Annotated in this window: 22 protein-coding genes, 1 tRNA gene and 1 pseudogene; 7 read left to right on the forward strand and 17 right to left on the reverse strand. The window is 60.8% G+C overall.

Annotated elements, in window-relative coordinates; genetic code table 11:
- Entirely contained in the window at nucleotides 1-1485 is a 1485-nt protein-coding gene (gene guaB, locus RCCGE510_RS20435) for an IMP dehydrogenase (RefSeq protein WP_007633103.1), read from the reverse strand.
- 280 nt (nucleotides 1486-1765) lie between these two features.
- Complete coding sequence (locus tag RCCGE510_RS20440; protein WP_007633105.1) at nucleotides 1766-2758, reverse strand: MBL fold metallo-hydrolase; 993 nt, start codon at nucleotides 2756-2758, stop codon at nucleotides 1766-1768.
- Nucleotides 2759-3007: 249 nt separating this feature from the next.
- Here RCCGE510_RS20440 and RCCGE510_RS20445 point away from each other — a divergent pair, with 249 nt between their 5' ends.
- Nucleotides 3008-4432 carry a DHA2 family efflux MFS transporter permease subunit gene (locus tag RCCGE510_RS20445; RefSeq protein WP_007633107.1) on the forward strand — a complete coding sequence of 475 codons (1425 nt, stop codon included), beginning with the start codon at nucleotides 3008-3010 and terminating at the stop codon, nucleotides 4430-4432.
- 7 nt (nucleotides 4433-4439) lie between these two features.
- Here RCCGE510_RS20445 and RCCGE510_RS20450 read toward each other — a convergent pair whose 3' ends face one another.
- The 3 genes from RCCGE510_RS20450 to RCCGE510_RS20460 all read right to left on the reverse strand — a co-directional run bounded on the left by RCCGE510_RS20450 (nucleotide 4440) and on the right by RCCGE510_RS20460 (nucleotide 7376).
- Nucleotides 4440-4823, reverse strand: a complete 384-nt coding sequence (locus tag RCCGE510_RS20450; RefSeq protein WP_007633109.1) for a VOC family protein — start codon at nucleotides 4821-4823, stop codon at nucleotides 4440-4442.
- A gap of 154 nt (nucleotides 4824-4977) precedes the next feature.
- Entirely contained in the window at nucleotides 4978-5697 is a 720-nt protein-coding gene (locus RCCGE510_RS20455; protein ID WP_007633110.1) for an RlmE family RNA methyltransferase, read from the reverse strand.
- 107 nt (nucleotides 5698-5804) lie between these two features.
- Entirely contained in the window at nucleotides 5805-7376 is a 1572-nt protein-coding gene (locus RCCGE510_RS20460; RefSeq protein WP_007633111.1) for a Ppx/GppA phosphatase family protein, read from the reverse strand.
- Nucleotides 7377-7616: 240 nt separating this feature from the next.
- Here RCCGE510_RS20460 and RCCGE510_RS20465 point away from each other — a divergent pair.
- Nucleotides 7617-7690 (forward strand) — tRNA-Gln (locus RCCGE510_RS20465).
- A 134-nt stretch (nucleotides 7691-7824) separates the two neighbouring features.
- On the forward strand, nucleotides 7825-7995 hold the full coding sequence (locus RCCGE510_RS34835) for a hypothetical protein (RefSeq protein ID WP_157179924.1): 171 nt from the start codon (nucleotides 7825-7827) through the stop codon (nucleotides 7993-7995).
- Between the two features lie 324 nt (nucleotides 7996-8319).
- Here RCCGE510_RS34835 and RCCGE510_RS20470 read toward each other — a convergent pair whose 3' ends face one another.
- From RCCGE510_RS20470 to RCCGE510_RS20495, 6 genes are read right to left on the reverse strand one after another with little or no spacing between them, the layout of a single operon-like run.
- Complete coding sequence (locus RCCGE510_RS20470) at nucleotides 8320-8982, reverse strand: flavin reductase family protein (RefSeq protein WP_007633112.1); 663 nt, start codon at nucleotides 8980-8982, stop codon at nucleotides 8320-8322.
- A gap of 1 nt (nucleotide 8983) precedes the next feature.
- A complete protein-coding gene (locus RCCGE510_RS20475; protein ID WP_007633113.1) occupies nucleotides 8984-10408 on the reverse strand; it encodes a Xaa-Pro peptidase family protein in 1425 nt (474 codons plus the stop codon).
- A 34-nt stretch (nucleotides 10409-10442) separates the two neighbouring features.
- On the reverse strand, nucleotides 10443-11276 hold the full coding sequence (locus RCCGE510_RS20480) for an ABC transporter permease (protein ID WP_007633114.1): 834 nt from the start codon (nucleotides 11274-11276) through the stop codon (nucleotides 10443-10445).
- Nucleotides 11269-12096: an ABC transporter permease gene (locus tag RCCGE510_RS20485; protein WP_007633115.1), complete on the reverse strand. Its 828-nt coding sequence runs from the start codon at nucleotides 12094-12096 to the stop codon at nucleotides 11269-11271. Before RCCGE510_RS20485 ends, RCCGE510_RS20480 begins: the two co-directional genes overlap by 8 nt.
- Nucleotides 12097-12106: 10 nt before the next feature.
- Nucleotides 12107-13150 (reverse strand): extracellular solute-binding protein, encoded by a 1044-nt coding sequence (locus RCCGE510_RS20490; RefSeq protein ID WP_007633116.1) that lies wholly within the window; start codon nucleotides 13148-13150, stop codon nucleotides 12107-12109.
- Nucleotides 13151-13190: 40 nt separating this feature from the next.
- Nucleotides 13191-14303, reverse strand: coding sequence for an ABC transporter ATP-binding protein (locus RCCGE510_RS20495; protein ID WP_007633117.1), 1113 nt, complete (start codon nucleotides 14301-14303; stop codon nucleotides 13191-13193).
- 576 nt (nucleotides 14304-14879) lie between these two features.
- Here RCCGE510_RS20495 and RCCGE510_RS20500 point away from each other — a divergent pair.
- The 4 genes and pseudogenes from RCCGE510_RS20500 to RCCGE510_RS20515 all read left to right on the forward strand — a co-directional run bounded on the left by RCCGE510_RS20500 (nucleotide 14880) and on the right by RCCGE510_RS20515 (nucleotide 18799).
- Nucleotides 14880-15809, forward strand: a complete 930-nt coding sequence (locus RCCGE510_RS20500) for an ABC transporter substrate-binding protein (protein WP_007633118.1) — start codon at nucleotides 14880-14882, stop codon at nucleotides 15807-15809.
- A 5-nt stretch (nucleotides 15810-15814) separates the two neighbouring features.
- On the forward strand, nucleotides 15815-16690 hold the full coding sequence (locus RCCGE510_RS20505; RefSeq protein ID WP_007633119.1) for an amino acid ABC transporter permease: 876 nt from the start codon (nucleotides 15815-15817) through the stop codon (nucleotides 16688-16690).
- A gap of 67 nt (nucleotides 16691-16757) precedes the next feature.
- Nucleotides 16758-17858, forward strand: a pseudogene (locus tag RCCGE510_RS20510) (sugar phosphate isomerase/epimerase family protein); the annotation flags it as partial.
- A 197-nt stretch (nucleotides 17859-18055) separates the two neighbouring features.
- Entirely contained in the window at nucleotides 18056-18799 is a 744-nt protein-coding gene (locus tag RCCGE510_RS20515; protein ID WP_007633121.1) for a GntR family transcriptional regulator, read from the forward strand.
- Between the two features lie 268 nt (nucleotides 18800-19067).
- On the opposite strand, the gene RCCGE510_RS20520 is transcribed toward RCCGE510_RS20515, so the two are convergent.
- The 6 genes from RCCGE510_RS20520 to RCCGE510_RS20545 all read right to left on the reverse strand — a co-directional run bounded on the left by RCCGE510_RS20520 (nucleotide 19068) and on the right by RCCGE510_RS20545 (nucleotide 24992).
- Nucleotides 19068-20057 carry a HupE/UreJ family protein gene (locus tag RCCGE510_RS20520; protein ID WP_007633122.1) on the reverse strand — a complete coding sequence of 330 codons (990 nt, stop codon included), beginning with the start codon at nucleotides 20055-20057 and terminating at the stop codon, nucleotides 19068-19070.
- Entirely contained in the window at nucleotides 20054-20917 is an 864-nt protein-coding gene (locus RCCGE510_RS20525; protein WP_240539673.1) for a peptidylprolyl isomerase, read from the reverse strand. The genes RCCGE510_RS20520 and RCCGE510_RS20525 overlap by 4 nt, the downstream gene beginning before the upstream one ends.
- 17 nt (nucleotides 20918-20934) lie before the next feature.
- Entirely contained in the window at nucleotides 20935-21543 is a 609-nt protein-coding gene (locus RCCGE510_RS20530) for a HupE/UreJ family protein (protein ID WP_007633124.1), read from the reverse strand.
- Nucleotides 21540-22112, reverse strand: a complete 573-nt coding sequence (locus tag RCCGE510_RS20535; protein WP_037079341.1) for a HupE/UreJ family protein — start codon at nucleotides 22110-22112, stop codon at nucleotides 21540-21542. Before RCCGE510_RS20535 ends, RCCGE510_RS20530 begins: the two co-directional genes overlap by 4 nt.
- Nucleotides 22113-22159: 47 nt before the next feature.
- Complete coding sequence (locus tag RCCGE510_RS20540) at nucleotides 22160-24055, reverse strand: DUF3604 domain-containing protein (RefSeq protein ID WP_007633126.1); 1896 nt, start codon at nucleotides 24053-24055, stop codon at nucleotides 22160-22162.
- 169 nt (nucleotides 24056-24224) lie between these two features.
- Entirely contained in the window at nucleotides 24225-24992 is a 768-nt protein-coding gene (locus RCCGE510_RS20545) for a hypothetical protein (RefSeq protein ID WP_085989773.1), read from the reverse strand.
- Nucleotides 24993-25066: the final 74 nt, after the last annotated feature.

Genomic DNA, 25066 nt, shown 5'->3' on the forward strand with positions numbered 1-25066 from the left:
TCAGAGGCCAGCGCCCGGATAGTTCGGGCTTTCGCGGGTGATCGTCACGTCATGGGCGTGGCTCTCGCGAAGACCGGCGCCGGAGATGCGCACGAAAGTGGCCCGGTCCTGGAAGTCTTTCAGGTCCTTGCCGCCGACATAACCCATGGCCGCCTTGAGACCGCCGGCGAGCTGGTGGACGACGGCCGCGACCGGTCCCTTGTACGGCACCTGGCCTTCGATACCCTCGGGCACGAGCTTCAGCGTGTCGCGCACCTCCGCCTGGAAATAACGGTCGGCCGAGCCGCGGGCCATGGCGCCGACGGAGCCCATGCCGCGATAGGCCTTGAAGGAACGGCCCTGGTAGAGATAGACCTCGCCCGGGCTTTCATCGGTGCCGGCCAGCAGCGAGCCGATCATGACGGCGGAAGCGCCGGCGGCGATCGCCTTGGCAAGATCGCCGGAGAATTTGATGCCGCCATCGGCAATAACGGGCACGTCCTGAGCCTGTGCTGCCTGAACGGCCGACATGATGGCGGCGAGCTGCGGAACGCCGACGCCGGCAACGATGCGCGTCGTGCAGATCGAGCCAGGGCCGATACCGACCTTGACGGCATCGGCGCCGGCATCGATCAGCGCCCTGGTGCCGTCATAGGTGGCGACGTTGCCGGCCATGATGCGCACCGAGTTGGACAGCTTCTTGACGCGGGTGACGGCATCGAGCACGCGCTGCGAATGGCCGTGGGCGGTATCGACGACCAGAAGGTCGACGCCAGCCTCGATCAGCCGTTCGGCGCGCTCGAAACCGTCATCGCCGACGCTGATGGCGGCAGCGGCGCGAAGCCTGCCCTGCGCATCCTTGGAGGCGTTCGGGTTCAGCTGCGACTTCTCGATATCCTTGACGGTGATAAGGCCGACACAGCGGCCTTCGGTATCGACGACCAGCAGCTTTTCGATGCGATGCGAATGCAGCAGGCGCTTGGCCTCCTGCTGATCGACGCTTTCCTTGACGGTGACCAGATTGTCCTTGGTCATCAGCTCGTGGATCTTCTGCTCCGGATCGGAGGCAAAGCGGACGTCGCGGTTGGTCAGGATGCCGACAAGGCGGCCGGACTTCTCGACGACGGGAATGCCGGAGATGCTGTGCGATTTCATCAGGCCGAGCGCTTCGGCGAGTTTCTCATCCGGGCCGATGGTGACCGGATTGACGACCATGCCGCTTTCGAACTTCTTCACCTGGCGGACCTCTTCGGCCTGCTCGATCGGCGTCAGGTTGCGGTGGATGACCCCGAGGCCGCCGGCCTGGGCCATGGCGATCGCCAGGCGGCTTTCGGTGACGGTATCCATGGCCGAAGAAAGGATCGGGATGTTGAGATCGAAATCCCGGGCGATGCGGGTCGCGATGTTCGTCTGGCCGGGCATGACCTCGGAGTGGCCGGGCTGCAGCAGCACGTCGTCGAAGGTAAGCGCGTCGGCGCCGGTTGCCGTTTCAATGATGCGTGCCATGGCCAATTTCCTTCATTTAATAGAAATGCAACCTGGCCCGGAAACGAATCGTCCGCCCCGGCAGTGTGCATGGGATTGCTTGGAAGTTGGCGAGGGCTGGTAACACGTCTATGACAGGAAGGAAATAGCAAAAAGCCCGGCCTATCCGCCGGGCTCGGCATGGGTGCCATGCGTCTGGAGCATCCCCTCATTTCCTCAGCTCATGGCGATGCCCTATCTCTTTGTTTTCACAGACTCCGGACGCAAAACCACAGCGCAGTTTTGCTGGAATTGCTGCAGATCAGATGTCGAACTGATAGGTCTTTGGCACGAAGCGATAACCACCATCCTGCCTCTCGACGAAGCCGACCGCGGGGAACGGCATGTGGTAACCGAGGAAGGCGATCTTCTCGGCGGCGATCATCTCGAAAACCTTGCGGCGGGTGGCGGCTGCCTGCGTCTTGTCCATGTCGAAGCGCACTTCCCAATCCGGCCGCAGCAGCGACAGGATATAATGGTTGGCGGTATCGCCTGTGAGAACCAGGCGCTTGCCCTCGGATTCGACGTGGAACACCATATGCCCCGGCGAGTGGCCGGCCGCCAGCATCGCCGTTACGCCGGGGGCGAAACTGTCGCCGTCCTTGATGAACGTGGTCTTTTCGGCAAGCGGTGCGACATTGGCGAGCACCGCCTTGTGGCCGCCTTCGGCCGGCGTGCCCTCGCGTGATTTGTCCGACCAGAAATCATACTCGGTCTGGCCGACGACATAGCGGGCATTCTTGAAGGCGGCCGCGCCGTTTTCCATCAGGCCGCCGATATGATCGCCGTGCAGATGGGTCAGCGCCACCACGGTGACGTCGTCGGCCGAATAGCCCGCGGCCTTCAGGCCTTCGGCAAGCTGGCCGGCGCCCCGTGCGCGACCGCCAGCGCCGAAACCGGTATCGACGAGAATGACCTCCGAACCGGTATCGATGAGAGCCGGCGTATATCCGTTCATGAACTTGTCGGCCGGCAGGAAGTTTGCGGTCAGCAATGCTTTGACGGTTTCGGGATCCTGATTGGTGCCGAAGGTTTCGTGCGGGTTTTCGGAGACATTGGTGCCGTCGCGCACAACGGTGAATTTATAGGAACCGAGTTTGAATTGATTGATCTGCGGCGCAGGCGTTATGTTCATAGTATTGCTTTCTCCAGTTGCGGCCGCTTCGGCCTTTTCTCTAAAAATGGCCGGCGCGGCGAGCAGGCCGAGGCCTGCGGCAAAAAGAGTGCGCCGCTTTATTCCTGCCGAAATTTCCATATGTCCATCCTCTGTGAGATGCGGTGCGTCGCCGCTCGGCCCCCGATGTCGATTCCGGCCGGATTCTTGCCCCGACAGGGTAAACATATGCCAATCTTGGCGGTTGATGTTGTCGGACAAGCCGTCTCACGCAGACGTGAAGCAAACATGTCGTCGAACCGGGTTTGAGCATTGGCAGGCCTCTGAAGTGGGTCTAAACAGCACGGGCCTTCCCAGCCCCCATCCGCAGCCCATCAAGGCCTCCCGCCTATGAACCGCATCGTCCCGTTGATCCTTGCCGTCGCCCTTTTCATGGAACAGATGGACTCCACCGTCATTGCCACGGCGCTGCCGGCGATCGCAGCGGATCTCAATGTCGGGCCGATCACGCTGAAGCTGGCGCTGACCTCCTATATGGTAGCGCTGGCGGTGTTCATCCCGGTCAGCGGCTGGATGGCCGACAGGTTCGGCGCCAAGAAAATCTTCCGCCTTGCCATCTCGGTCTTCGTCATCGGCTCGATTTTCTGCGCCATCTCGTCCAATCTCGTCGAATTCGTCTTCGCCCGCTTCCTGCAGGGCATGGGCGGCGCGATGATGACGCCGGTCGGCCGTCTCGTGCTGGTGCGCACAACGAAGCGCAGCGATCTGGTTTCAGCCATGGCGCTGCTGACCATTCCAGCGCTGGTCGGCCCGCTCACCGGTCCGCCGCTCGGCGGCTTCATCACCACCTATTTCAGCTGGCACTGGATCTTCCTGATCAACGTGCCGGTCGGCATCATCGGCATCTGGCTCGCAACGATCTTCCTGCCGGAGGTCGAGGCGACGGCGCCGCCGAGGCTCGATTTCACCGGTTTCGTGCTGACCTCGCTTTCGGCCGCCGGCGTCGTCTTCGGCCTTTCGGTAGTCAGCCTGCCGGCCCTGCCCCCGGTTATCGGCATTACCGCCACTCTGATCGGCCTCGTCTGCGGCTTCCTCTATATCCGCCATGCCAAACGCCACCCGGCGCCGATCCTCAACCTCAACCTGTTCAAGAACCCGACCTTCCGGGCCTCCACCTTGGGCGGCACGCTCTTCCGTATTTGCGTCGGCGCCATGCCCTTCCTGACACCGCTGATGCTGCAGCTCGGCTTCGGGCTGACGCCGTTCCAATCCGGCCTAATCACCTTTGCCGGAGCGATCGGGGCGATCACCACCAAGTTCATGGCAAAACGCGTCTTCGCGGCCGCCGGCTTCCGGACGACGCTTCTCTGCGCCGCCGTGGTGACGACTGTTGTGACCGTTATTACCGGCCTGTTCACGCCAGCAACGCCGCATCTCGTCATCATCGGCGTGCTGCTGCTCGGCGGCTTCTCCCGCTCCTTCATGTTCACCGGCGTCAATGCGCTTGCCTTCGCCGATATCGAGGATGCCGAAGCCAGCCAGGCGACATCGATGAGTTCGGTGATGCAACAGGTCAGCCTGGCGCTCGGGGTTGCGGTCGCAGCCGCGATCCTGGAAAGCTCGATCTATATCCGGGGCGAAGCCTTGCAGGTCGCCGATTTCCATCTTGCCTTCTATATCATCGCGGGACTGACGGTCATTGCGACCATCCCCTTCATCCGGATGGATCGCAATGCCGGCGCGCTCGTTTCCGGCCACCGCGCAAAGGTGGTGATGCAGTCTCCGATCGACGTCGAGCAGCCGGTGGTGAAATAGGGCGGCCCTATTCGGGGTTTTCACAGACGGCGCTGATTTTGTTGCCGTCGAGATCTCTCACATAGGCGGCATAGAAATGGGCATGATAGGAGCGCAGGCCGGGCTCGCCCTCGTCCACTCCGCCCGCCGCTATCGCCGCCGCATGGAAGGCATCGACATCCGCCCGGCGTTCGGCCGCAAAGGCGACCATGGCGCCATTGCCTGATGTTGCCCGGCGGCGATTGAACGGGGTCACCACCCAGAAGCGGCAGCGCGTATCGCCGTCGGCGGAATAGCCGATTTCCTCCTCCGAATAGTGCTGGCGGCGATAGCCAAGCAGAGGCAGCACGGCATCATAAAAATGCCCTGCGCGATAGAGGTCGTTGGTTCCGAGCGTGACGTAAAGAAGCATGGGGATCCGCGGTTCAAATCCTTATAGCGCCGCGCGTCCTTCGAGAGGCGCGAAGGACGCTGGAACGCTTTCAACTGCTGCAGTTTACCCTAAAATCGATGCCGATTTAAGGATTCATCCAAGAGATCGCCAACATCGGACAGGACCGGGAAGATCAGGGTTGCTCTGCTTCCGCTTCGGCCTTGCGCCCCTTGAAGCCCTTGGCGAGCAGGAACATCTCGACCGATTCGGCGCGCGACGAGTTTGGCTTGACATGGACGACCTGACGGAAGTGCTGCTTCAGCATGGCGAGCAGCTCACGCTCGGTGCCGCCCTGGAAGGACTTGGTGAGGAAATGTCCGCCTTCTCCCAACACCTCGACGGCGAAATGCGCCGCGACTTCGCAGAGATGCATGGTGCGCAGATGGTCGGTGCGGTGGTGGCCGGTGGTCGGCGCAGCCATATCCGATATGACAAGATCAGGCGTGCCGCCAACCGCCTCCAGCAGCTTTTCCGGCGCACTGGGATCGAGGAAATCGAGCTGCAGGATTTTCACCCCGGGCAGCTGGGTCATTTCCAGGAAATCGATCGCCGCCACCCGGATATCCTCATCCGTCGAGCCGGTGACCTTGGCGGCGATCTGCGACCAACTGCCGGGTGCCGCACCCAGATCGATGATGCGCTTGGCGCCGCGCAGGATATGGTGCTTCTCGTCGATCTCCAGCAGCTTGAAGGCGGCGCGGGCACGGTAGCCTTCGAGCTGGGCGCGCTGCACATAGGGGTCATTGATGTGGCGCTGCAGCCATTGGCGCGAGGAGGCCTTCATCTTCTTGTTCTTGACGCGCTGGCCGAGCTTGCGGCCGGTGCGGTTTCCCGCGATCGGTGCCTTGGTCATGCCTTCCCCTTATCCAGAGCATGGTGCCGAAACGTGGGCGCGGTTTTCGGCATCATGCTCTATTTCTTCGATTATATCCGGATTCAGATCTTAGGCGTGGCCGAAAATCATCCGGATCTGGCCCGCTGGCCGCGGCGGTTGCGCTGGCGCCGCCACACGCCGTCATCGGCCATCATGTCGGTGAGCAAGCCTTCCCTCAAGCCGCGATCGGCAACGCGCATGCGCGGACTCGGCCAGCGGCGGCGGATCGCCTCGAGAATGGCGCAGCCGGCGAGCACCAGATCGGCCCGATCAGGCCCGATGCAGGGATTGGCGGCGCGGCTTTCGAAATTCCAGGAGAGCAGCTTTGCCTGCATGGCGGAGACCTCGTCATCGGACAGCCAGATGCCGTCGACCTTGCGCCGGTCATATCGCGGCAGATCGAGATGGACGCCGGCAAGCGTCGTCACCGTCCCCGATGTGCCGATCAGGTGGAAATCGCCGGTCTGGGCGACCTCGATCTCCGGGCAATCGAAGCCTTCGAGCATGCCTCCGACTTCGCGCACCATGCCTTCGAAAGCTTCCGGCGTAACGTCGTGCCCGCCATGACGCTCCGACAGCGTCACGACGCCGACCGGCAGCGAGGTCCAGTGGGTGATGTGATTGGCGAGGCGACTGTAACGATTGTCACCGATGCGAATGACGGCGATCTCCGACGAACCGCCGCCGATATCGAAGAGCACGACGGAGCGTGTCTCACGCCCGACCAGCGACGAGCAGCCGGAAACGGCGAGCCGCGCTTCGGTCTCGCGATCGATGATTTCGAGCGAGAGACCGGTTTCGGCAACGACCCGGGCAAGGAATTCCTCACCATTGACCGCCTGGCGGCAGGCCTCGGTGGCGATCAGCCGCATGCGACGGATCTCCCGGTTCCTGAGCTTCGAGGCGCAGATCTTCAGGGCTTCTACCGCCCTTTCCATCGCCTCGTCGGACAGTCGGCCCCTGGCCGCAAGGCCTTCGCCAAGCCGCACGATACGGGAAAAGGCGTCGACCACCCGGAATTGCCCCGGGCGGGTCGGCTGGGCGATGAGGAGGCGGCAATTGTTGGTGCCAAGGTCGAGAGCGGCATAGAGGTCATCCGGCCATGCATGTTCGCCGGCCTGGCGATCTCCCTGAAAACCGGTATGGCCTTGACTATCCTGGCGGCCCTTGCGGTTGGCAGCTGTGCCGTTCGGCGTATCGCGCGGAATAGCACTGCGCACCGTCTCTTCGGCGCGGCTTTCCTGTTGCGAGGCACCCGATGGTTTTGCCGACGTCAGCGGCCGGCCCTGAAGACCGCGCTTGCCGCGGTGCTTGCGGCGATTGCGCCGGCCCGGCGTCGAATCGCCTTCGGAGTGAGCAGCGTTACCCGCCGCTTCCGTCTGCTCTATCACCTGGGGATGAGATGAGCCGTCCTGCGGCCCACCATGGCCGCCACGGCGGCGACGCTTTCGCTTGCGGGCCGGATTGCCGGCTGCATCTTCCATCGGGCGCGCAGGCTGTCCGGCACCGCCGGTAGGCTCATGCGAAGCGGGATGAGCCGCGCTGCGGGATTGCCCGCCACGCTTGCCCTTGCGGCGCCTGGACTTCTTGCCGTCCTTGCGCCCTGCCGCCGACGCCCCGTCAAATTGCGGCTTTGCGCCGCCTTCGGGGTCTTCCACGTTGTTTTTCCACCGCGCCGCGCAAGTTCTGAGGTATGCAGCAGGCGCTCGTTTGATTTTTGCGTTGCGGCAAGAATATCAGCGCCCGCCGAAATCGCCAAATTCTTTTTTGGACAGGGATTTGCAGCGATATTCCGCCCTTCCCCGCACAGCCGATTTTTTTCAAATCGGGTATTTGCAATCCGAACACTTTTGGTTATAAGCCCGCACAGCAACGAAGCGGCCATTGCGTCGCCTTGTTGGGGAATAGTTCAATGGTAGAACGACGGACTCTGACTCCGTTAATCTTGGTTCGAGTCCAGGTTCCCCAGCCAATTCTCCCTAAATGCCCTTAATTCCTTGGTTTTCCAAGCGTGCCGGATATCGTTTTGGCATTATTGGCGACCTGATGCCCAGAACTGTAGCCCACAGGTGATGCCCACGCGCGACAAGCGCGGCGGCGTCGCCGGTGGCAGGCAAGGGCAACAATCTCATGGCGGTCCGCCACGACGTCGAGAACCTTATTCGCCGCGGCAACATCTTCTACTGGCGCGCACGTGCTCCCGCTCCGCGCGGCGACTGCGGGAACGTAAACTTCAGCCCGAAAGCGGAAATTATTTCCGCTTCAGACCCGTATTGACTGATGCCCAAAGCCAGGGCACAAAGGTGGCATTCACGATCGCTCGCGATAGGAAAACAGAGGGAATTTCAAAACTTTTCTCCTAAGCTATTGAAATCACGTGAGAATCCAAGGTCCCCAGGCACTTTATTTTATGGCGCTGAGATAACTCGAACTTTCTGGCACATGACACACTGAAAATGTCATAATTTTACAGTTAGTTAGCGGCAGAAAGAGACGCGCCGTTCTGAGCTCCCTCATCGTCTAAAACGCCATTTGTCGGCGTGCGAAAACGGGCTGGGGACCCCGTTTTGAAATCTAGGGACGACCTTGTTTCACCGTGGCTTATTCTGCAGCCACTTCCCGGCTTTCCCACTCCTGCGGCGTCAGCGTCTTGATATCGAACTGGTCGCGCGTCCTGCTATAGGTATGGCCACCCATTCGACCGACAGCGTCCATCATCTGCTGGTCGATATGCAGGTTCGACGCATTGACCGCGTCGCTGCGGACGAAAACGCCCACGACCTCGCCGAGGATGATCTCGCGTGCCGGTCCGACCTGCAGCGTCGTGTGGCGACGGCATTCCAAGGCTGCCGGGGCTGCAAGGATTCGCGGACTGCGGACCATCTGTCCGGGCACGGTTGCGAGGCCCGCCTCCTCCATCTCGTTCACCTCAGGGCCGAACTTGATGGCGCAGATCTCCATCTGGTCGACCAGCGCGCTGTCGCAGATGTGGACGGTGAACTCGCCAGTCTCTCGGATGTTGCGGGCGGTATCCTTGAAGCGCATGTCCGAATAGTTTTCGACGCCGATCGCGACGATGGCCGGATCGTGGGTCAGGACATTGAAGAAGCTGAAGGGGCCGGCGTTCGGCTTGCCGTCCTTGTCGACCGTCGTCACCAAGGCAATAGGGCGAGGAATCACCGTACCGATCAGGATCTTGTAGCGCTCGCGCTCGGTCAGCTTCGCGAAGTCGAAATGGGTGTGGCCAAGGGTCGTATCGGTCATGTCAGGCCTCGACTGCTATGCGGTGGGTTTCAAGCGAGGTGTGGCGGGAGAGATTTTCGAAGCCATCCTTGGTGACGACGTACATGTCGCCGACATTGCAGCCGGCCGACAGCGGCTCCAGCCACTGCGTATGCAGCACGAAGACCATGCCCTCCTCCATCCGGTCGTAATTGTGCGACGAGATGTTGAAGCTGTTCTGGCCGCCGGCCATGCCGACGGAATGACCGAGATTGGGGTTATGCGGCCCGTGCGTCGCCGGATAGACGTGCATCAGCTTGCGGCCCTGCGCCTCCCAGTCAATGTTCTTGACATACTGTCGTGGGATCAGGCGCGCGCTGCCATCGTCCATCGGCGCCCAGTTGTATGGCATGGTGCGCGCGTCGGGAGACGTCAGAATGCCGCGCTCGATCATCGGTTCGAAGGCGGCATTGTTGACATCCCGCATCAGAGCACCCGGTCGGATCAGCTTTTCGGCGCGCTTGACGCCCTCGGCGCAGGCCTCGAGCACCTCCTCCTGCCGCCTGGTGATGTCGCCGATTGCGATCATGCGGGCGGTTTGGGCGGTGTAACCGCGATAGGTGACGTTCGAGACATAGAGGTTGATCAGGTCGCCCGGCCGGACGACGTGACCATAGGGCTTGCCGCAATGGGTGCCGAACTCGTTGATGCCGATCTGGTAGCCGTCTCCGGTCTCGCCGCCATAGGAAAGCTGGGCCTGCGTGAAGGCGGCGTAAATCTCATGGTCGGTGACACCGAGTCTGGCGACATGATAGGCCGCTTGCGTGGCGATGCTGATCAACTGGGCTGCGGCGCGAAACATCGTGATCTCGCGCGGCGAACGGACCTTCTGCATCCGGTCGAGAATGGCATTGTCGGCGACGGACTTGACCTTCGGCATGAGTTCGTCGAGGGCTGCCCAGAAGGTGAGCGAGGTGCGGTCACCGATCCGACCGATCTGGGCCCTCGACAGGCCCATGCCACCAAGAAGCTCGGCGCACTTCTCGGCGGTCTTGACGACGCTGTCGCCGGGACGGTCGGCATATTCACGGCCGATCGGTCCGATCTGCCAGATATCCTCGACCAGTACTGGCTCTCCGCCCGGCGGCAGTAGCACCGACTGGGTAAAGAAGGAGAGTAGCGTCAGAGGCTTGTCGCTGTCAGTCGGGATGATGAGAACGCCCTCGCGCATCCAATCGCAGATGTACCGCAGATAGTGATTGGAGGCGTGGAACCAGCCGACGCTGCCGGTGTGGACGATCAGCGCATCGTGCCCGGCTTCCACGGCCTGGCGGCGGATGCGGCGCAGGCGATCCTCAAATTCCTCGACCGGCAGGGGCAGCGGCGCGTCAAAATCGAAGTCCGGCTGAAAATCGGCGAGCCGCGATCCGACGCGATAGGAGCCAGACTTGGTTGCGCTACGGGTCATGGGTGTTTCCTTCCAGATTATTTTTGGAGTTTGATCAGGCTTGCCGCGGCGCGAGAACGCGCCTTGCGACGAGCATGACGATCAGGGTGAGGCCGATGAGGATGCCCGAGATCGCGGCGACTCGAACGTCGAGAGATTCCTCGATCAGTGCAAACATCCGGAGCGGGAGAACTGTCGTTTCGGCATCGGCGAGGAAGAGCGAGATCGAGACATTGTCCAACGACTGGATGAAGACGAGAAAGGCGCCGGCGAGAATGCCCGGCATCAGCAGCGGTAGCGTGACCCGGCGGAGCGTGGTGAACCAGGATGCACCCATGACGGTCGATGCCTCGGCGAGCGAAGGGTTGAGGCCTTGCGCGACGACTGAGGCGGCGCGGTACATCAGCGGTCCGAAGACGACGATATGGCCAGCCACGGTCAGCCAGAGCGACGGCTGGAAGCCGATGAAATTGGCGACGATCAACGCTGCCAGACCGTAGACGAGGCTTGGCAGCACCAGCGGCGACAGCAGCAGCGGCTCGATGGCGCCGACCGTGCCCTTGCGCATCCGGCTCATGCCGATGGTAGCCGGCACGGCAAAGAGCAGCGACCCCAGCACGGCAAGGCCCGCGATCTTCAGCGAGTTGAAGGCGGCCGCATGTTCCGTCGCCGAACGGACGGGATCGAGCAGTGCCTCGTACCAGCGAAGCGAGAAGCCCTCCGGCGGGTATTTGAGCGTCTGGCCCGAAGTGAAGGACATCGTCAGGGCAATGACGATCGGCGCCACGAGATAGATTACCGCGAAGGTGCCGAAACCAAAGACGAAGAGCTTGTAAAGCAGACCGGGAATGGGGTTTTCGCCCCTTCGCTTAACCTTGGGATCAGCCATGGCCGACAAGCCTCCTGTGACGGGAAATCATGGTCATTGCGACAAGCAGGCACCCGGTGGAGAGCAACAGCACGACGGCGATTGCAGAAGCCAGCGGCCAGTCGAAGAGCGTGCCGACCTCGCGGTAGATCAATTGCGGAACGTAGACATTTCGCGCCCCGCCGATGACGGCCTGTGTGACGAAGGAACTGCTGGTGCTGGCAAAGACCAGGATCCAGCCGGCCAGCAGACCCGGCAGCATCAGCGGGATGAGCACGGTCACGAAGATGCGCCATGGACCGGCGCCCGAAACCTGCGCCGCCTCGGTATATTGAACCGGCGTGCGCGACAGAATGGCGACGAGCGGCAAGATGATCAATGGCAGGTCGATCTGGCACATGGCCATGACGAGGCCGAGTTCGGTGAACATCAGGGTCATCGGCCGGCCGATTAGCCCGAGCCCAAGCAGCGCCTCGCTGATCGGCCCCTGCCGCCCGAGAATGACGATCCAGGCGAAGGTCCGCACCACATTGCTGGTCAGCATCGGGACGAGCGTCAGGAAGATGATGACCTGGCGCGCCGTCCTGCCGCTGTGCCAGTAGAGAAGCGCGATCGGGATGCCGAGCAGCGTCGTGGCGGCAACGGTCAACAGACCGAGCCGTGCCGTGTTGAGGAGGACGCGAAAATTGAACGCGTCCCCGAAGAACCTGATGTAGTTGGCCAGCGTGGCCCCATCAGGCCCAGTGAAGCTGAAACCGACGAGAACGGCGAGCGGCGTCGCAAAGAACGCCACTGAAAGCAAAAGCATCGGGATAACGTATGGAAAACCGCCCGCCTTCATCGTGCTCTCCTCAGCCTGCGACGAGGGCGTCGAACTGGCGGATCCAGGCGGCGCGGCTCTTGTTGATGGCGACCCAGTCTGGATAGACCATGTTCTTGAGCTGCTCGCGCGTCACATAGGCTTCGATCTCAGGGGTGAGCGCGACGTCCTTGTTGGTCGGGAACATCTCGGTCGGCGGCAGTTTCAGCTTGTCCTGGGCAGCCTTGGAGATGGCGGCGTCCATATAGGCGTAGGCCGCGTCGAGGTTCTTTGCGCCCTTGGTGAGGTGGATGTTGACAGGCGCTGCCGGCGCGCCGGTTTCCGGGGCGACATACTCAGCCTTCAGACCCATCGACTTCAGGCGGGCGACATTGCCGGTCGAGCACATGAAGACCGCGATCTCGCCCTGCTGGAACAGCGTCATCTGATGGTTGGTGCTGTCGACCACGCCCTTCAACTGTTCCGGATGCTCCTTGAACACCTTGAAGACCGCGTCCATGTCATCAGGGCCGGAGCCGAAGATCTTTGCCATCTCCGTATAGGCCATGACGGCGGTGTTGGAGCCGAAACCGGTCCAGGATACGAGGCCGCTATAGGCCGGGTTCTCGAACAGGTCGCGATAGCCCTTCGGACGCGGCACGAGGTCGGGGTTGTACGCGATGCCGTTGACCTCGATCGTCACCGTCGGGCCGTATTCACCCTGGAAGGCCGGATCGAGCATGCCCCAGTTCTTCAGGCGGCTCGGATCGATCTTCTGGATGATGTCGTTTTCGATGGCGACGGCCATCTGGCCCGGCGACATCAGCAGCGTGTCGTAAGGCGGGTTGCCGGGGCTTGCCATGACCTTGGCAAGCTGGTCCTGCGCCATGGAGGGGGCAATCGTCAGGCCGTAGCCGGCTTCCTTGACGAGCGGGGCCAGAACGCTGCGATAGCCGTCTTCCCAGTTGCCCGGAAAGGTCGCGGCGATCGCGGTTTCGCCTGCTGCCGCACGGGCAGCGAAGGGTACTGCGGAGGCTGCGGCGACGCCGGCAGCGAGAAGGCCGAAATGGCGGCGGGTCATTTTGAAGTCGTTCATGCTGTCACCTCTGTTGGTTATTGTTCGTGGGGGCATTCATTCACTGGATGCTTTCCGGTTCAGCCGGAAATACGTGACACCTGCGGGTGTCGATCTCTGCAAAAAGCTCGGCTCCGATGGCGGGAATGGCGGTTGCGGGACCACGGACCTCGGAGGCGCGCAGGCCGGTGTCATCTGCAAGGACGAGATCATGGATCAGCGTCGGGCCGAGCGGCACGGACACGGTGATCCGCGCGGCAAGCGCGTTCACGCCCGGCTGCGTCATCAGCCGAACCTCTTCGGGCCGGAAGGTGATCGTCACGTCGGAGCCTGTCGTAAAGTTCAGACGGCGCGGCAGGATAAGGCTCTCACCGCTCTTTAGGGCAATGACCGTGTCGTCTTCGCCGAGCGTTTCAACGGTTCCGTGCAGAACATTGGTCTGGCCGATGAAGGTGTTGACGAACAGGGTCTTCGGCCGGTCATAGACCGCCATCGGCGTGTCGATCTGCTCGACATTGCCCTTGTTCATCAGCACCAGCCGGCTCGCGAGGCTCTGTGCCTCTTCCTGATCATGGGTGACGATCAGAGTGGTGATACCCAGCGTCTTCTGAAGGTGAAGCAGTTCGACCTGCAGGTCGAAGCGCAGCGCCCGGTCGAGAGCGCCGAAGGGTTCGTCGAGAAGCAGCAGCGACGGACGGCCGGCGATGGCGCGGGCGACCGCCACACGCTGCTGCTGGCCGCCGGAGAGCTCGCGCGGCAGGCGATTGCCATAGCCATCAAGACGGACAAGCGAGAGCATTTCGGCGACACGCGCGTTTCGCTCCGAGCGCGGGACCTTCTGGCAGGCCAGCGGATATGCGATGTTTTCCGCGACGGTCAGGTGCGGGAAGAGCGCGTAATTCTGGAAGACCATGCCGATGCCGCGCGCGCGGGCGGACACGTTGGCGAGGTCGTCGTCGCCGAGCACGATCCTGCCTGCCTTCGGTTGGATGAGGCCGGCGATGGCCCTGAGCACCGTCGACTTACCACAGCCGCTGGGCCCGAGTAGCGCGACGATCTCGCCGGCGTCTACATCGAAGGAAATGTCACTCACAGCATTCTGGCCGCCATAGCTATGAGTGACGCCCCGGACACTGAGCCGCTTACGATCGGTAGTCTCTGCGATGTCCAGCATGTAGCTTCCCTGATCTTGCGTGGTGGCAGTGATCGCTCCGACGCCGGAGCATGTTTGTGAAAAGGAAACTGCAAGGGCCGTGCCAGATTCGAGACTCGGCGAATGATAGAAGTTCAAGTGCCTGATTAAAGATAGATTTTTATGATTTATAAAGTTTCGAAACTTTCTTATTAATTATTTCCGCCAGTTATTACGGATTTTAACTTGTCTAAAGTTTTGTCAATTAGGTGCGATGTCGTGCAGAATTCTGCTCATTTATCGACCGGGTAACTGGCTCGTCCGGCAGGAAACAAGCCATCTCGCCAAGTGCCCGCCGTCATGCGAGCGTAAGGATTATAGGGAGAGGTGCGGTTTTGGGCGGTTTTCGCTTATAAAACCGACGTGAGGATAACTTTTAATCAGTTATATTTCGAAATATTATGCGAAATAATTTGCGAAACTTTATTCGGAAAAGATCTTTTTCAATTTATTCGATAAGTTTCAATCGTTTGGTGCCGTTGAAATGGAACTGGCATGGTGATTGCTTGGGTATTCCCTGAAAGTCCACGCACAGCAAAAATCGAAAAAGGGGATCCCATGAAAAACGTGCAGACAGTTCTGAAGACCGGCATCGCCACCGCACTCGTCACCCTCATGTCACTCTCAGCCCATGCAGCGGAGAGCGCGGCCGAGAAGATGGAAGTAGCTGAGGTCGGCAAGCTCCCAGGCGTGGTCCTGACCCAGAAGCTGGCAGATGGCCTTCCTGCTTCCATCAAGACAGCAGGCGTGCTGAAGGTGGCAACCGACCTGACCCCTCCGATCAGCTTCCATGACGATGACGGCAAGCTTGTCGGCATCGACGCGGATATCGCCGCGGCGCTTGGCGTCATACTCGGCGTCAACGTGCATATGACAGATGTCGGCGCCGGCGCCGCCATCGTCCCCGCCATTCTGTCCAAGCGCTTCGACATGACGATCTCAGGCATCAACGACGATGTCGAACTGGAAAAGCAGGTCGATGTCATCGACTACATGTACGACGCCACGACGATCATGACGATCAAGGACAACCCTCTCTCCATCAAAAGCATGGAAGACCTCTGCGGCAAGAAGGTCGCCGTGCCCGTCGGTACCTTCCAGGGCAAGATGGTCGAGTCCGCTTCCGCCAAGTGCAAGACGCCGATCGACATCATGGCGATCCCGAAGATGCCCGACGTGCTGCAGGCGGTGCGCACCGGTCGCGCCGACGCCACCGTCAACGGCTATGCGACCAGCGTCTATACGACCGAACACCAGACAGGTAACGGCAAGGGCCTGCAGGCGCTTCCCGACATCCGTCTCGCCGTCGGTTATCTCGGCATGCTGACGACAAAGGACAATCCGGAGCTCCGCGACACCGTCGTCGCCGCGCTACAGCAGATGGTCGACAGCGGCGCATACGAGACGATCATGAAGAAGTGGAGCCTCGGCCCGCTCGCCGTCAAGACCGTCAAGGTCAACGACGCCGCCAGCATGCCCGCAGAGTGAAGCTCATGGCACTGTTCACCACGCAGACAACGACAATGAGCCTGCCGCCACCGGCCATGAGGTCGATGAAGTGGGGACAGTTCGCAACCGGTGCCAGCGCGATCCTCGCGCTGGTGCTTCTTGCAGCCACCGTGGCACAGAGCCAGAGTGTGCAATGGTCGGAGATTCCGCGCTATCTCGTGAATCCCTCGATCCTGCGCGGCGTGCTTCTGACGCTCGAACTGACGGCCGGCGCGATGGTCTTTGGCATCGGCCTCGGCTGCCTTCTCGCCGTCATGGCAACATCGACGAACATTGTTCTGGAGGTGATTGCCGCAGGCTTCGTCTGGTGGTTTCGCGGCGTGCCGCTGATCGTCCAGATCTTCCTCTGGTTCAACATCGCGCTGTTCATTCCGCAGGTCGGAGTGGGACACTACAGTATCTCCATCAACGATCTCGTTACCCCGGCTCTAGCGGGCTTTCTGGCTCTCGGCCTTCATGAGGCTGCCAACATGTCGGAAATCATCCGAAGCGGCCTGCTCGCCATCGACCGCGGACAGCGGGAAGCGGCGACAGCACTCGGACTGAAGCCCCGGCAGACATTCCGGACGATCATCCTGCCGCAGGCAGCGCGCCTCATAGTGCCCCCGACCGGCAACCAGGCGATCGGCATGCTGAAGGCGAGCGCCATCGTTTCCGTCATCGGCATGCAGGACCTGCTGACGCAGGCACAGGTCATCTACGCCCGCAACTTCCTCGTGATCGAACTGCTGTTCGTCGCCTCCATCTGGTACCTCGCGATCACGACGGTGGCGTCGATAGGCCAGCACTATCTCGAAAAGAGCCTCCAGCCGAAATATCGCAACGCCGCCAACAAGTCCCGCACCGCGAAACGCGCCTGAGGGCAAATCAATAAACAGGGCCTTGCCAGAGCAGCGGGGCCTGTCAGGAAACGACAAGGAGCATGACATGAAGCTTGGCATCGACAATATCAAACTGCCGGAATCGAAGAAGCGCGGCCCGCTCGGCAGCCTTGACCACGTCAAGGAACTCGGGCTTTCCGGCATTTTCTTCTCCACCGCGCTGGACATGAGCCCGACCCTCGACATCGGAGAGCTGCGCGAGATCAGGGCGAAGGCCGACGAACTCGGTCTTTACCTTGAGAGCGGCGTCGGCAAGATCAATCCCTATTGCAGCGCCGAGGAACCCGTCCTTCGCGCCGCCGGCGACGGTGACATCATCTTGGGCTTCACGCGGATGATCGAGGCGAGCGCCGCGATCGGCTGCTTCGAGCTCTGGGTCGCACCCGGCAACTTCAAGTCCGAATATCGCGGCCGACTGGCCAACGATCGGTTCCGGACCGACATCACTTGGGAAGACCAGTTGATAGGCATCGAGAAGGTTCTGCAGAAGCTCGCACCGGTCGCCCGCGCGCATGGCGCGCACCTGAACATCGAGACTCATGACGAGATCACCTCATTCGAGATCCTGCGGCTGATAGAGAAAGTCGGGCCAGATTGCGTCGGCGCCGTCTTCGACACCGCCAATGGCCTGCAGCGCGCCGAGCATCCGGTCTTCGCGGCGAAGCGCCTCGCCCCCTTCGTCCGCCAGACGCATATCAAGGATGCCTATGTCGGCCGCGCGCCCGGCGGGCTCGACTTCCAGACCCGCCCCGTCGGTGGCGGCATCGTCGATTTCGCGACGATCCTGCCGATTCTGGCTGACGCCAATCCGGCGCTGAACCTGTCTCTGGAGGTTGCTGCCTCCGTCATCGACAAGCCGCGCAAGGCCAATCCGCGCCAGTGCATCGAAATCGACGATCCGATCTGGCGGGCCGGCCATCCTGATCTCGACGCGGAAGAACTGGACGCCTACATGGCGCTGGTCGATGCCTACGGGACACGCGTCGCATCGGACCACGTACCGGACTGGGAGGCCTATGAGGCCCGTCAGTATGGCTACCCGACCTATGAGCACCAGTCCTACGGCTTTGATGAGGCAATCGCCTTCATCAGGCAGTCGGCAGGTCACATCGAGGCGATCTGCAAGGACAAGGGCATCGCCCTGAACTCGGCAGTGTCGAGCAAAAAAAGCGGCCTGATCGCCCCAGATGATGGTGGCTTCGGCCGCTTGGCATCACCAGCTTTCAGTGGAAATATCGAGTTGCGCACAAACATTCTTATGGAAAAAATTATGGTGCACCGATATCGGATATGCCACGGCGTCCAGCACGTGCCGGACGCCGTGGCAGAGCCTGGAGAGGAATGATGAAGAAGACGCGTCGTCAGAGCCTGAAATCGACCACTACAACCAACGGCGCGGCGGACACCGTTGACAATGACGACGTGTCCGAGCGCATTCGCAACACGCTGGCCGCGGCAATCGGCGAAGGTGCGCTCAAGCCTGGAACCAAGATCCTCGAGGAAGCGATCGCGGAGCATTTCGGGGTCAGCCGCACCGTCGTGCGCGGCGCGCTCGGCGTTCTCGAAAGCGATCACCTGCTGGAACGCAAGAGAAACCGCGGCACCTTCGTCGCCGAGCCGAGCATCGAGCAGGCGAAAAGCCTGTTCGAAGCCCGTCGGAAACTCGAACGGCTGCTGCTCGAACTCGTCGTGACACGCGCAACGCCGGAGCAACTCGATACGCTGGAAAAGCTGACGGACGAGGAAGAACACATCCATCATCACGGCGACGAGAAGTCGAAGACGGTGCTTTCGGGAAAGTTTCACATCGTCCTCGCCGATCTTGCAGGCAATCCCGTGCTGACTGAAATGCTCTCCAAGATCGTCGCGCGCCTCTCCCTCGTCATGTCGCTCTATGAAGAAGACCGCAAGGACGACTGTGGTGCCGACCACCATCGTATGATCGTTACAGCGCTGAAGGCAAAGGATCTCACCAAGGCACAGGATCTGATGGATCACCATCTTGCGGACATCGAGGGGCGGGTGCGGCTGACCGAGGGACAAGGCGATCGGCACACGTTCCTCGCAGTGCTGGAGAACTTTTCTTGAGTTGCCCGAACGAGGTCACCAGCGGAAATAATTACCGCTGGGTCCTCATGTTGACTGAGGCCCAAAGCCAAGGCACAAAGGTGGCATCCACGGTCGCTCGCGGCAGGAAAACATAGGCAATTTCAAGGCTATTTCGTTAAGTCATTGAAATCATGTGAGAATCCAGGCTCCCCAGCCAATCTCTTCCTAAATGCCCTTAATTCCTTGATTTTCCAGTCGTGCCGGATATCGTTTTAGCGTCATTGGCGACTTTGGGCGCGCTGCGCACTCACCCAAATCCAACCACGCGCTGAACGAACCAGAACGCGGAAAGCGTTCCGATCAGGTATGCCAGCCAGAACCGCAGGCGTGAGAAGTCGAAAACCAACAGCAGTCTCATGCTGGCCATCGCCAGGAGCGCGATGGCGACAAACACAAGTTGCCCTGCCTCGACGCCGAGATTGAAGGTTAACAGCGCCAGCGGGACATCTTTCTGAGGCAAGCCGATCTCGCGCAGCGCACCACCAAACCCGAAACCGTGCAGCAGGCCAAACAGGAAGCTGATCAGCCAGGAATAGCGGCGCGAAACACCCGTCCCGCCTTGACCCGAACGGATGATCTCGGAAGCTACGAACATAATGCTGAGCGCCACAAGCGCCTCGACAGGCGGCTGCGGCGCGGACGCGATGCCCAGGGCGGCAAAGGCGAGCGTGATCGAATGCGCCACGGTGAACGAGGTCACGGTGAGCAGCAATTCCTTCGGCTTGCCGATCAGGAGCAGCAGCGCGAAGACGAACAGCAGATGGTCGATACCCAGCATGATGTGCTGAACGCCCAGGAGAAAATAGGTTCTGGCTGTTCCCATGGCGGTGGGAGATGCCGCCACCGTCAGATCTGGAAAGTCAGGCGAAATGCGGCTTGTCTGCGTTGTGCCGTCGAGATTGACGATCTTCGCCAATGCATCGGTGTAAGTCGATGACAGACCCTCGACAGTGACCACCTGTCCTGCAAGCCCGCCAGCGCAATCGGCCTGCCAACGACTTACGTAGGCGGCCTCGATGTAGCCGCCAACGGGCTCGTCCACCTGTCTGCAGGTCGCAGGCAGCCGGACATAGAGCGCCATCTTGTATTCGCCGCGCGCCGGTACCTTCCACGTCATTGCGTACCGGCTCGGCGCGATCTCGATGATTTGCAGGTAGGCCGGACGCAGTTCATGGGCATTGGCGGCGGTCATCGCAAAAACGAAGTAGGCAAGGACGAAGGCCGACAATCGGATCATTTGACACCCGAGGTCTCGATTGGCGGTGCACCCAAGCCCGCCGGCCATGCGATCTTGACGTCGTATTGCTTCTTCATCTCGCTATAGCGGCCGTCGGCGATTTCCCTGCGCCTGGCGGTTTCCCAGTCCAATTGAACTGCCGATCTGACATCTTCGAGTAACGGCGCGTGGGAGGGAACCGCCTTCTCCACGAAGACAAGGTGGACGCCATATTGTGAGCGGATGGGGCCGAACCATTGTCCTATGGGGACGGACTGCAATTCCTTGGCGAACCGCCCGTCGAAAATGGTGGCAATCGTTTCAGGAGCGGCCAAATCCGTACGCTCGGGCAAAAGCGTGGGTTCGCCCATGGTGGAGACATCCGACGTCGGATCGGCCTTAAGGAGAATGAGAGCATGGTTCGCCACCGACTCGCCCTGGTCGCCGGGACGATCACTCCTGAAGAAGACCTGGCGGAAGGCAAGTTGCGGGGGAAGACGATACTCGTCCGCATGGGCGTCGAAATAGGCCTCCAGTTCGCCGGGCACGGGCGTCAGTTGCTCGACACCAGGTTCCAGCAGGAATTCCATCTTCTGCTGAATGCGCCTGCGAACGACTGTGTCGTCCTGCTCCAGGCCCATCTTCTGGCCTTCGCGATAGAATATCTCCTCCTTTACATAGCCATCAACGAGCCCTTTGAATTCGACTTCGGTCGGCGGGCGCTGCCAGGTTTTGGAAAAGGTGTCGAACATCTGGGCGAGCTGGCCATCGCCGATTTCGATCAGATGCTTGCCTGCGGCAGGAGGCGACCTGTCCATCACGAAATACAGGCTGAACACAAGGATGCCCAGAAAGAGGAACTGCAGCAGCGGTTCGGACACGACCTTTCGAAGAAGGCTCATGCGGCTGCACCGCTTTTGGAATACTCAAGAACCAGCACGAGAAGCGCTGAGGCCGATGTCCAGGACCCGACGACGCGCACCGCGATCGGCGGCCATGAAGGGAGGCGGCTAAGCCAGGCCGCCAAGCCGCCGGCGTAAAGAATGCCGAGGAACGCCCCGACAACCGTTCCAGCGAGGGCCACCCCGGCTTGGCCAGAGGGAACACCCTCCGGGCTGCTGTTCAAACCGAGAACGATGCCTGCGGTAACCGCCAGCAAAATCGGCAGAACGACGCCGGGAGCGATTGACGCTGCGACCATCATGCCGGCCAGAAGCGAGACAACGAGCAAGATGGTCTCGGGAAGGACCACGAGCGGCAGCATCGACGCGAGGGCGGCTGACGCGACGAACGCTGCAAGGAATGTCGGCAAGGCAAACCTGCTGCTGCCCGGCGCATGTTGGCCGATCATCAGGCCCAACGCCAACAGCACCAGCAGATGTCCGGGGACAAGGTAGGGATGCAGCATCCCATTGTAGAAAATGCCGATGCCCTTCACCGGACTGTGGGCGGACGCAGGATCCGCGGCCGCGGTGAACAGCAAAGCGGTGGTCAGATGGCGCTTCATGCCACGCCCGTCAGGAACGCCACGCCCGCCATCGCTATCCCTCCGCCCAGTGCGCGAATTGCGATCCGGCCGACATCCCATTTGGTCAGCAGCCCGAGCGCGATACCCGTAAGATGCAGAAGACCTGTCGCCAGTACGAAGCCGCCCGCAAACGCCACGCCGTCGGCTGCGGCGGGCAGTTCGGTGCCATGCGCGTGACCGTGGAATATGGCAAATGCCGCGACCACGAAAGCCGCGACCCATATTGGCGGCCGTGCCGCCAAAGCCACCATCAAGCCGAGCACGATCGCGGACAATGCGATGCCAATCTCAACGCCTGGAAGCGGCACACCAAGAATTCCGAGCGCGCCGCCAAACGCCATCACTATCGGGAACACGACGGGCAAGGCCCATATCGCAGGCAAACCGAGGAATGCTCCCCAGATGCCGACCGCGACCATCGCGGCGATATGATCCCATCCCAGCAACGGATGCATGAAGCCGGAGCTAAACCCACCCGCGACCCCTGCGCCTTCGTGAGCAAATGCGGGAGAAGCAACGGCGAATGCGAGGATGGATACGGCAGCCAATTTGGCTGCCGTATTCCGACAAGGCAATAGCGGCCCGGATCTGCGCGTCATGACGGATTATACCAGATCGGAGACGTATAGGCGCGTTCCTGCAACGTCATAGTGGCACCCGGCGGAGGTTTGACGCCGAAACGGACGGCGTCGTAGGCGGTCCAGCGAGGCGTTGGGATTTCGATCACCCGGCCGTAATAGAACGCCCTCTGCGCCGGATCGAATTCCGGGTCTTTCCAGACCGCAATCAGTTCGGGGTCGCCGATCGAGTTCGTCCATGTCGCGGTCGCCAGATCGACCGTATCGCCGACGGAAGGCAGTTTGCCGTCCGCGCCGGCTTTCCGATCATCCGACCAGGCGACATCATAGACCTTTTCCTGCGCGTTGCCATCCTTGTCCAGCCATCCCTTGACGATCTGGTAGCGGTCGAGGTTCGCGCCGATCGGGTCTTTCAAAGCGGCAACCAGGAATGTCGGGACCTTGCCTGCGGGTGCGGCGGCAAGATCACCACCCATCGGCACGCCCTTTGCATAGCCGATGTCCGCCGGCATACGGCTCTGAGCATCCTTGGCTTCGAAATCCCATCCCCCGAAGAAGCGGACGATCATGCGCGGCCCCGTCGTCGCGTAGGTTTCCTTGCGCTGCATTGCATCCCAGAGCGCTGCCCGCGTGTTTTCGGTGGCCCATACGGCCGCGTATCCCGCAGCAGACACTTCCCAATCCATGATCTTGATGCCCGTCTGCTTGTTATCGATGAAGGCGGCGGTCATCCGATGCGGGCTTGGCTCTTGCGGCGTGGTCTTGCCGAAGAAGTTGTCCTCTTCCATCGCGGTAAGGCCCGTATGCGCGTCACTGCTGCTGATCAGCCCAAACTTGTAGGGATTGGTGCCGAATTCCTTCTCGAGCTTCAGCCCGTTCTTGTAGGCCGACCGTACATATTCGAATTCGAGCATTTCCTTCGTCTTGGCGACGCTGCCGTCGAGATTGCCCTTGTCCCAGATTTCGAAGTCCGCGAATTCGTCGTTTGGAGACAGGAAGGGGTGGGATTCTCCCGCGCCCTTGGTCTGAGCCGCTTCGTAGAGCCGTTCCCATTTTGCGCGTGTCTGGACATATTCCGCGTCGATCTTCTTGCCGAAGGTCTCGACGGTGGGGAACATGGTGCCATTGCTGAGGTTGCCGTTGTGGGCTATGGCCAGCACCCTGCCGCTGGTCTTCTGCTCGTAGGCTGCCATCCATTTCCAGAGATCAGCAGGGTTGTCGCTGCCGAATGGCGGGTAGACCGTGAAGGGTTCGACCTGGCTTGCCTTGTCGGCATTGTCGCGGAAGATGACATTGCGATGAAGGTTGTTGCCGCCTGTATTCGACGTCCATTCATAACCGATAAAGGCAGTGAAGCGGTTCGGTTCGTTGAATTCCTCGGCCGCGGCGATCGTCTCCTGCCACGCGCTTCGATAGGCGTCCGTTCCCGGAAAATACATGAGGTCTCTCGGGAACGTTCCATGGGAAAACGCGACGATGATTTGGATCGCGGCCTCGGCCCCGTCACCGGACTGCATCATGTCATACCATTTGCGGCCGGTCGGGTCGGCGAGCAATGAGGGCTTGCCGGCAAAAAGGTCAGGAAAGAAGCCCATGTTGTCGGAGTGATCAGCGACCACCAGAAAGTCGAGAGGACGAGACAGCTTGGCCGGTTGACCGGAGGACGCCGTGACTTGTTCGCCTCTGGCAAATCGGTAGGCATCCCGAGGGCCTATCCTTGCCCCGAACGCTCCGGCATCCATCGAAAACGAAGTATGGAGATGTGTATCACCGAAGAACGGGCGGGTTGGGAAATTCCGGTCGGCGTAGGGCGAATAGGGTCGCTGCTTTGGAAAAACCTGTCCGGCCGTTTCCTTGTTGATGTCGCCGATATCAGTGTGCACCGCCTCCTGAGCCCAGATGGGATGGCCCATGCACACAAATAGGAGGCTGATAATAAACACCCCTCCCGAAGCGCTGTGTTTTTTGCGACTGCTGCCTAGGTCCTGCATCATCGTCCCTCCTCGAGGAAATACAGTTTCAGCCTTCTAGTCCCGGCATGCCATGATGAAGCTTTTCCGCTTAGTATGATCGACAGAAAATTTAGAAGCGCACGATAAGGCCCAGCATCGGCCCCTGCTGAACGACGTCGAATACAAATCCATCGCTGCTGTAGTCCACGCCCAAAGCGCGGTATCCAGCAACGGCAGAGAAGGTGTCGTTGAAGCGGTAGCCGATCGCCCCAGCGACGTCCCAGTCGAGATCCGCGCCGCCTGCACCGACGAATGCCCAGCCAGTCAAATAGATTTCAGGCGTCAATGAATAGGTGCCGCGAAACCCGACCAATCCGTCGACCCAGACCGCATCATCCGTCCTGGAAACTCCGTCGAGAATACCGCCCTCCAACGAGAGTTCGCTTTCCACGGACCAGACTCGAAAGCCGGCGGAAATATCGATGCGTGCGGTGCTGTCCTCGTAGATTGCGTATCCGGCTCCGAGAAACCCCGCGAACGTTTCGGACGAGACATTGACATTGTCAGCCAGAATACCTTTGGGCGTGCCGCCCTGACCCGAAATCTTGGAATACATCACATCGGCAAAGATGCTGTATGGGCCATAGCGGGCCTCGCCAGTGGCCATAGCGCCGAAATCGAGGTGGTCGAGGATGTCGCCGAAGCTCGCGTCGATATGCGCCTCGGGCAATCCGAATTGTCCGACGTCTCCCGATAGCCCAGCCGCCCAGAAGTAAGGGGCGAATGAAACCGTCCAGCCGCTCTCGGTGGTCGTCTGGTGCACCTCCGGTGTCATCGGCGCCTGGAGTTCCGCTGCTGAAAGGCCGCCCGCGAAAGATATGCAGCAAGTAAGGGTCATAACTGGAAGAAGGCAAGACTTCATGATTTCCTCCAAAAGGTGCGCTGCTACTATCGGATCATCCGCCAACAGGA

This window comes from Rhizobium sp. CCGE 510, from assembly GCF_000292525.1.
Lineage (GTDB): Bacteria > Pseudomonadota > Alphaproteobacteria > Rhizobiales > Rhizobiaceae > Rhizobium.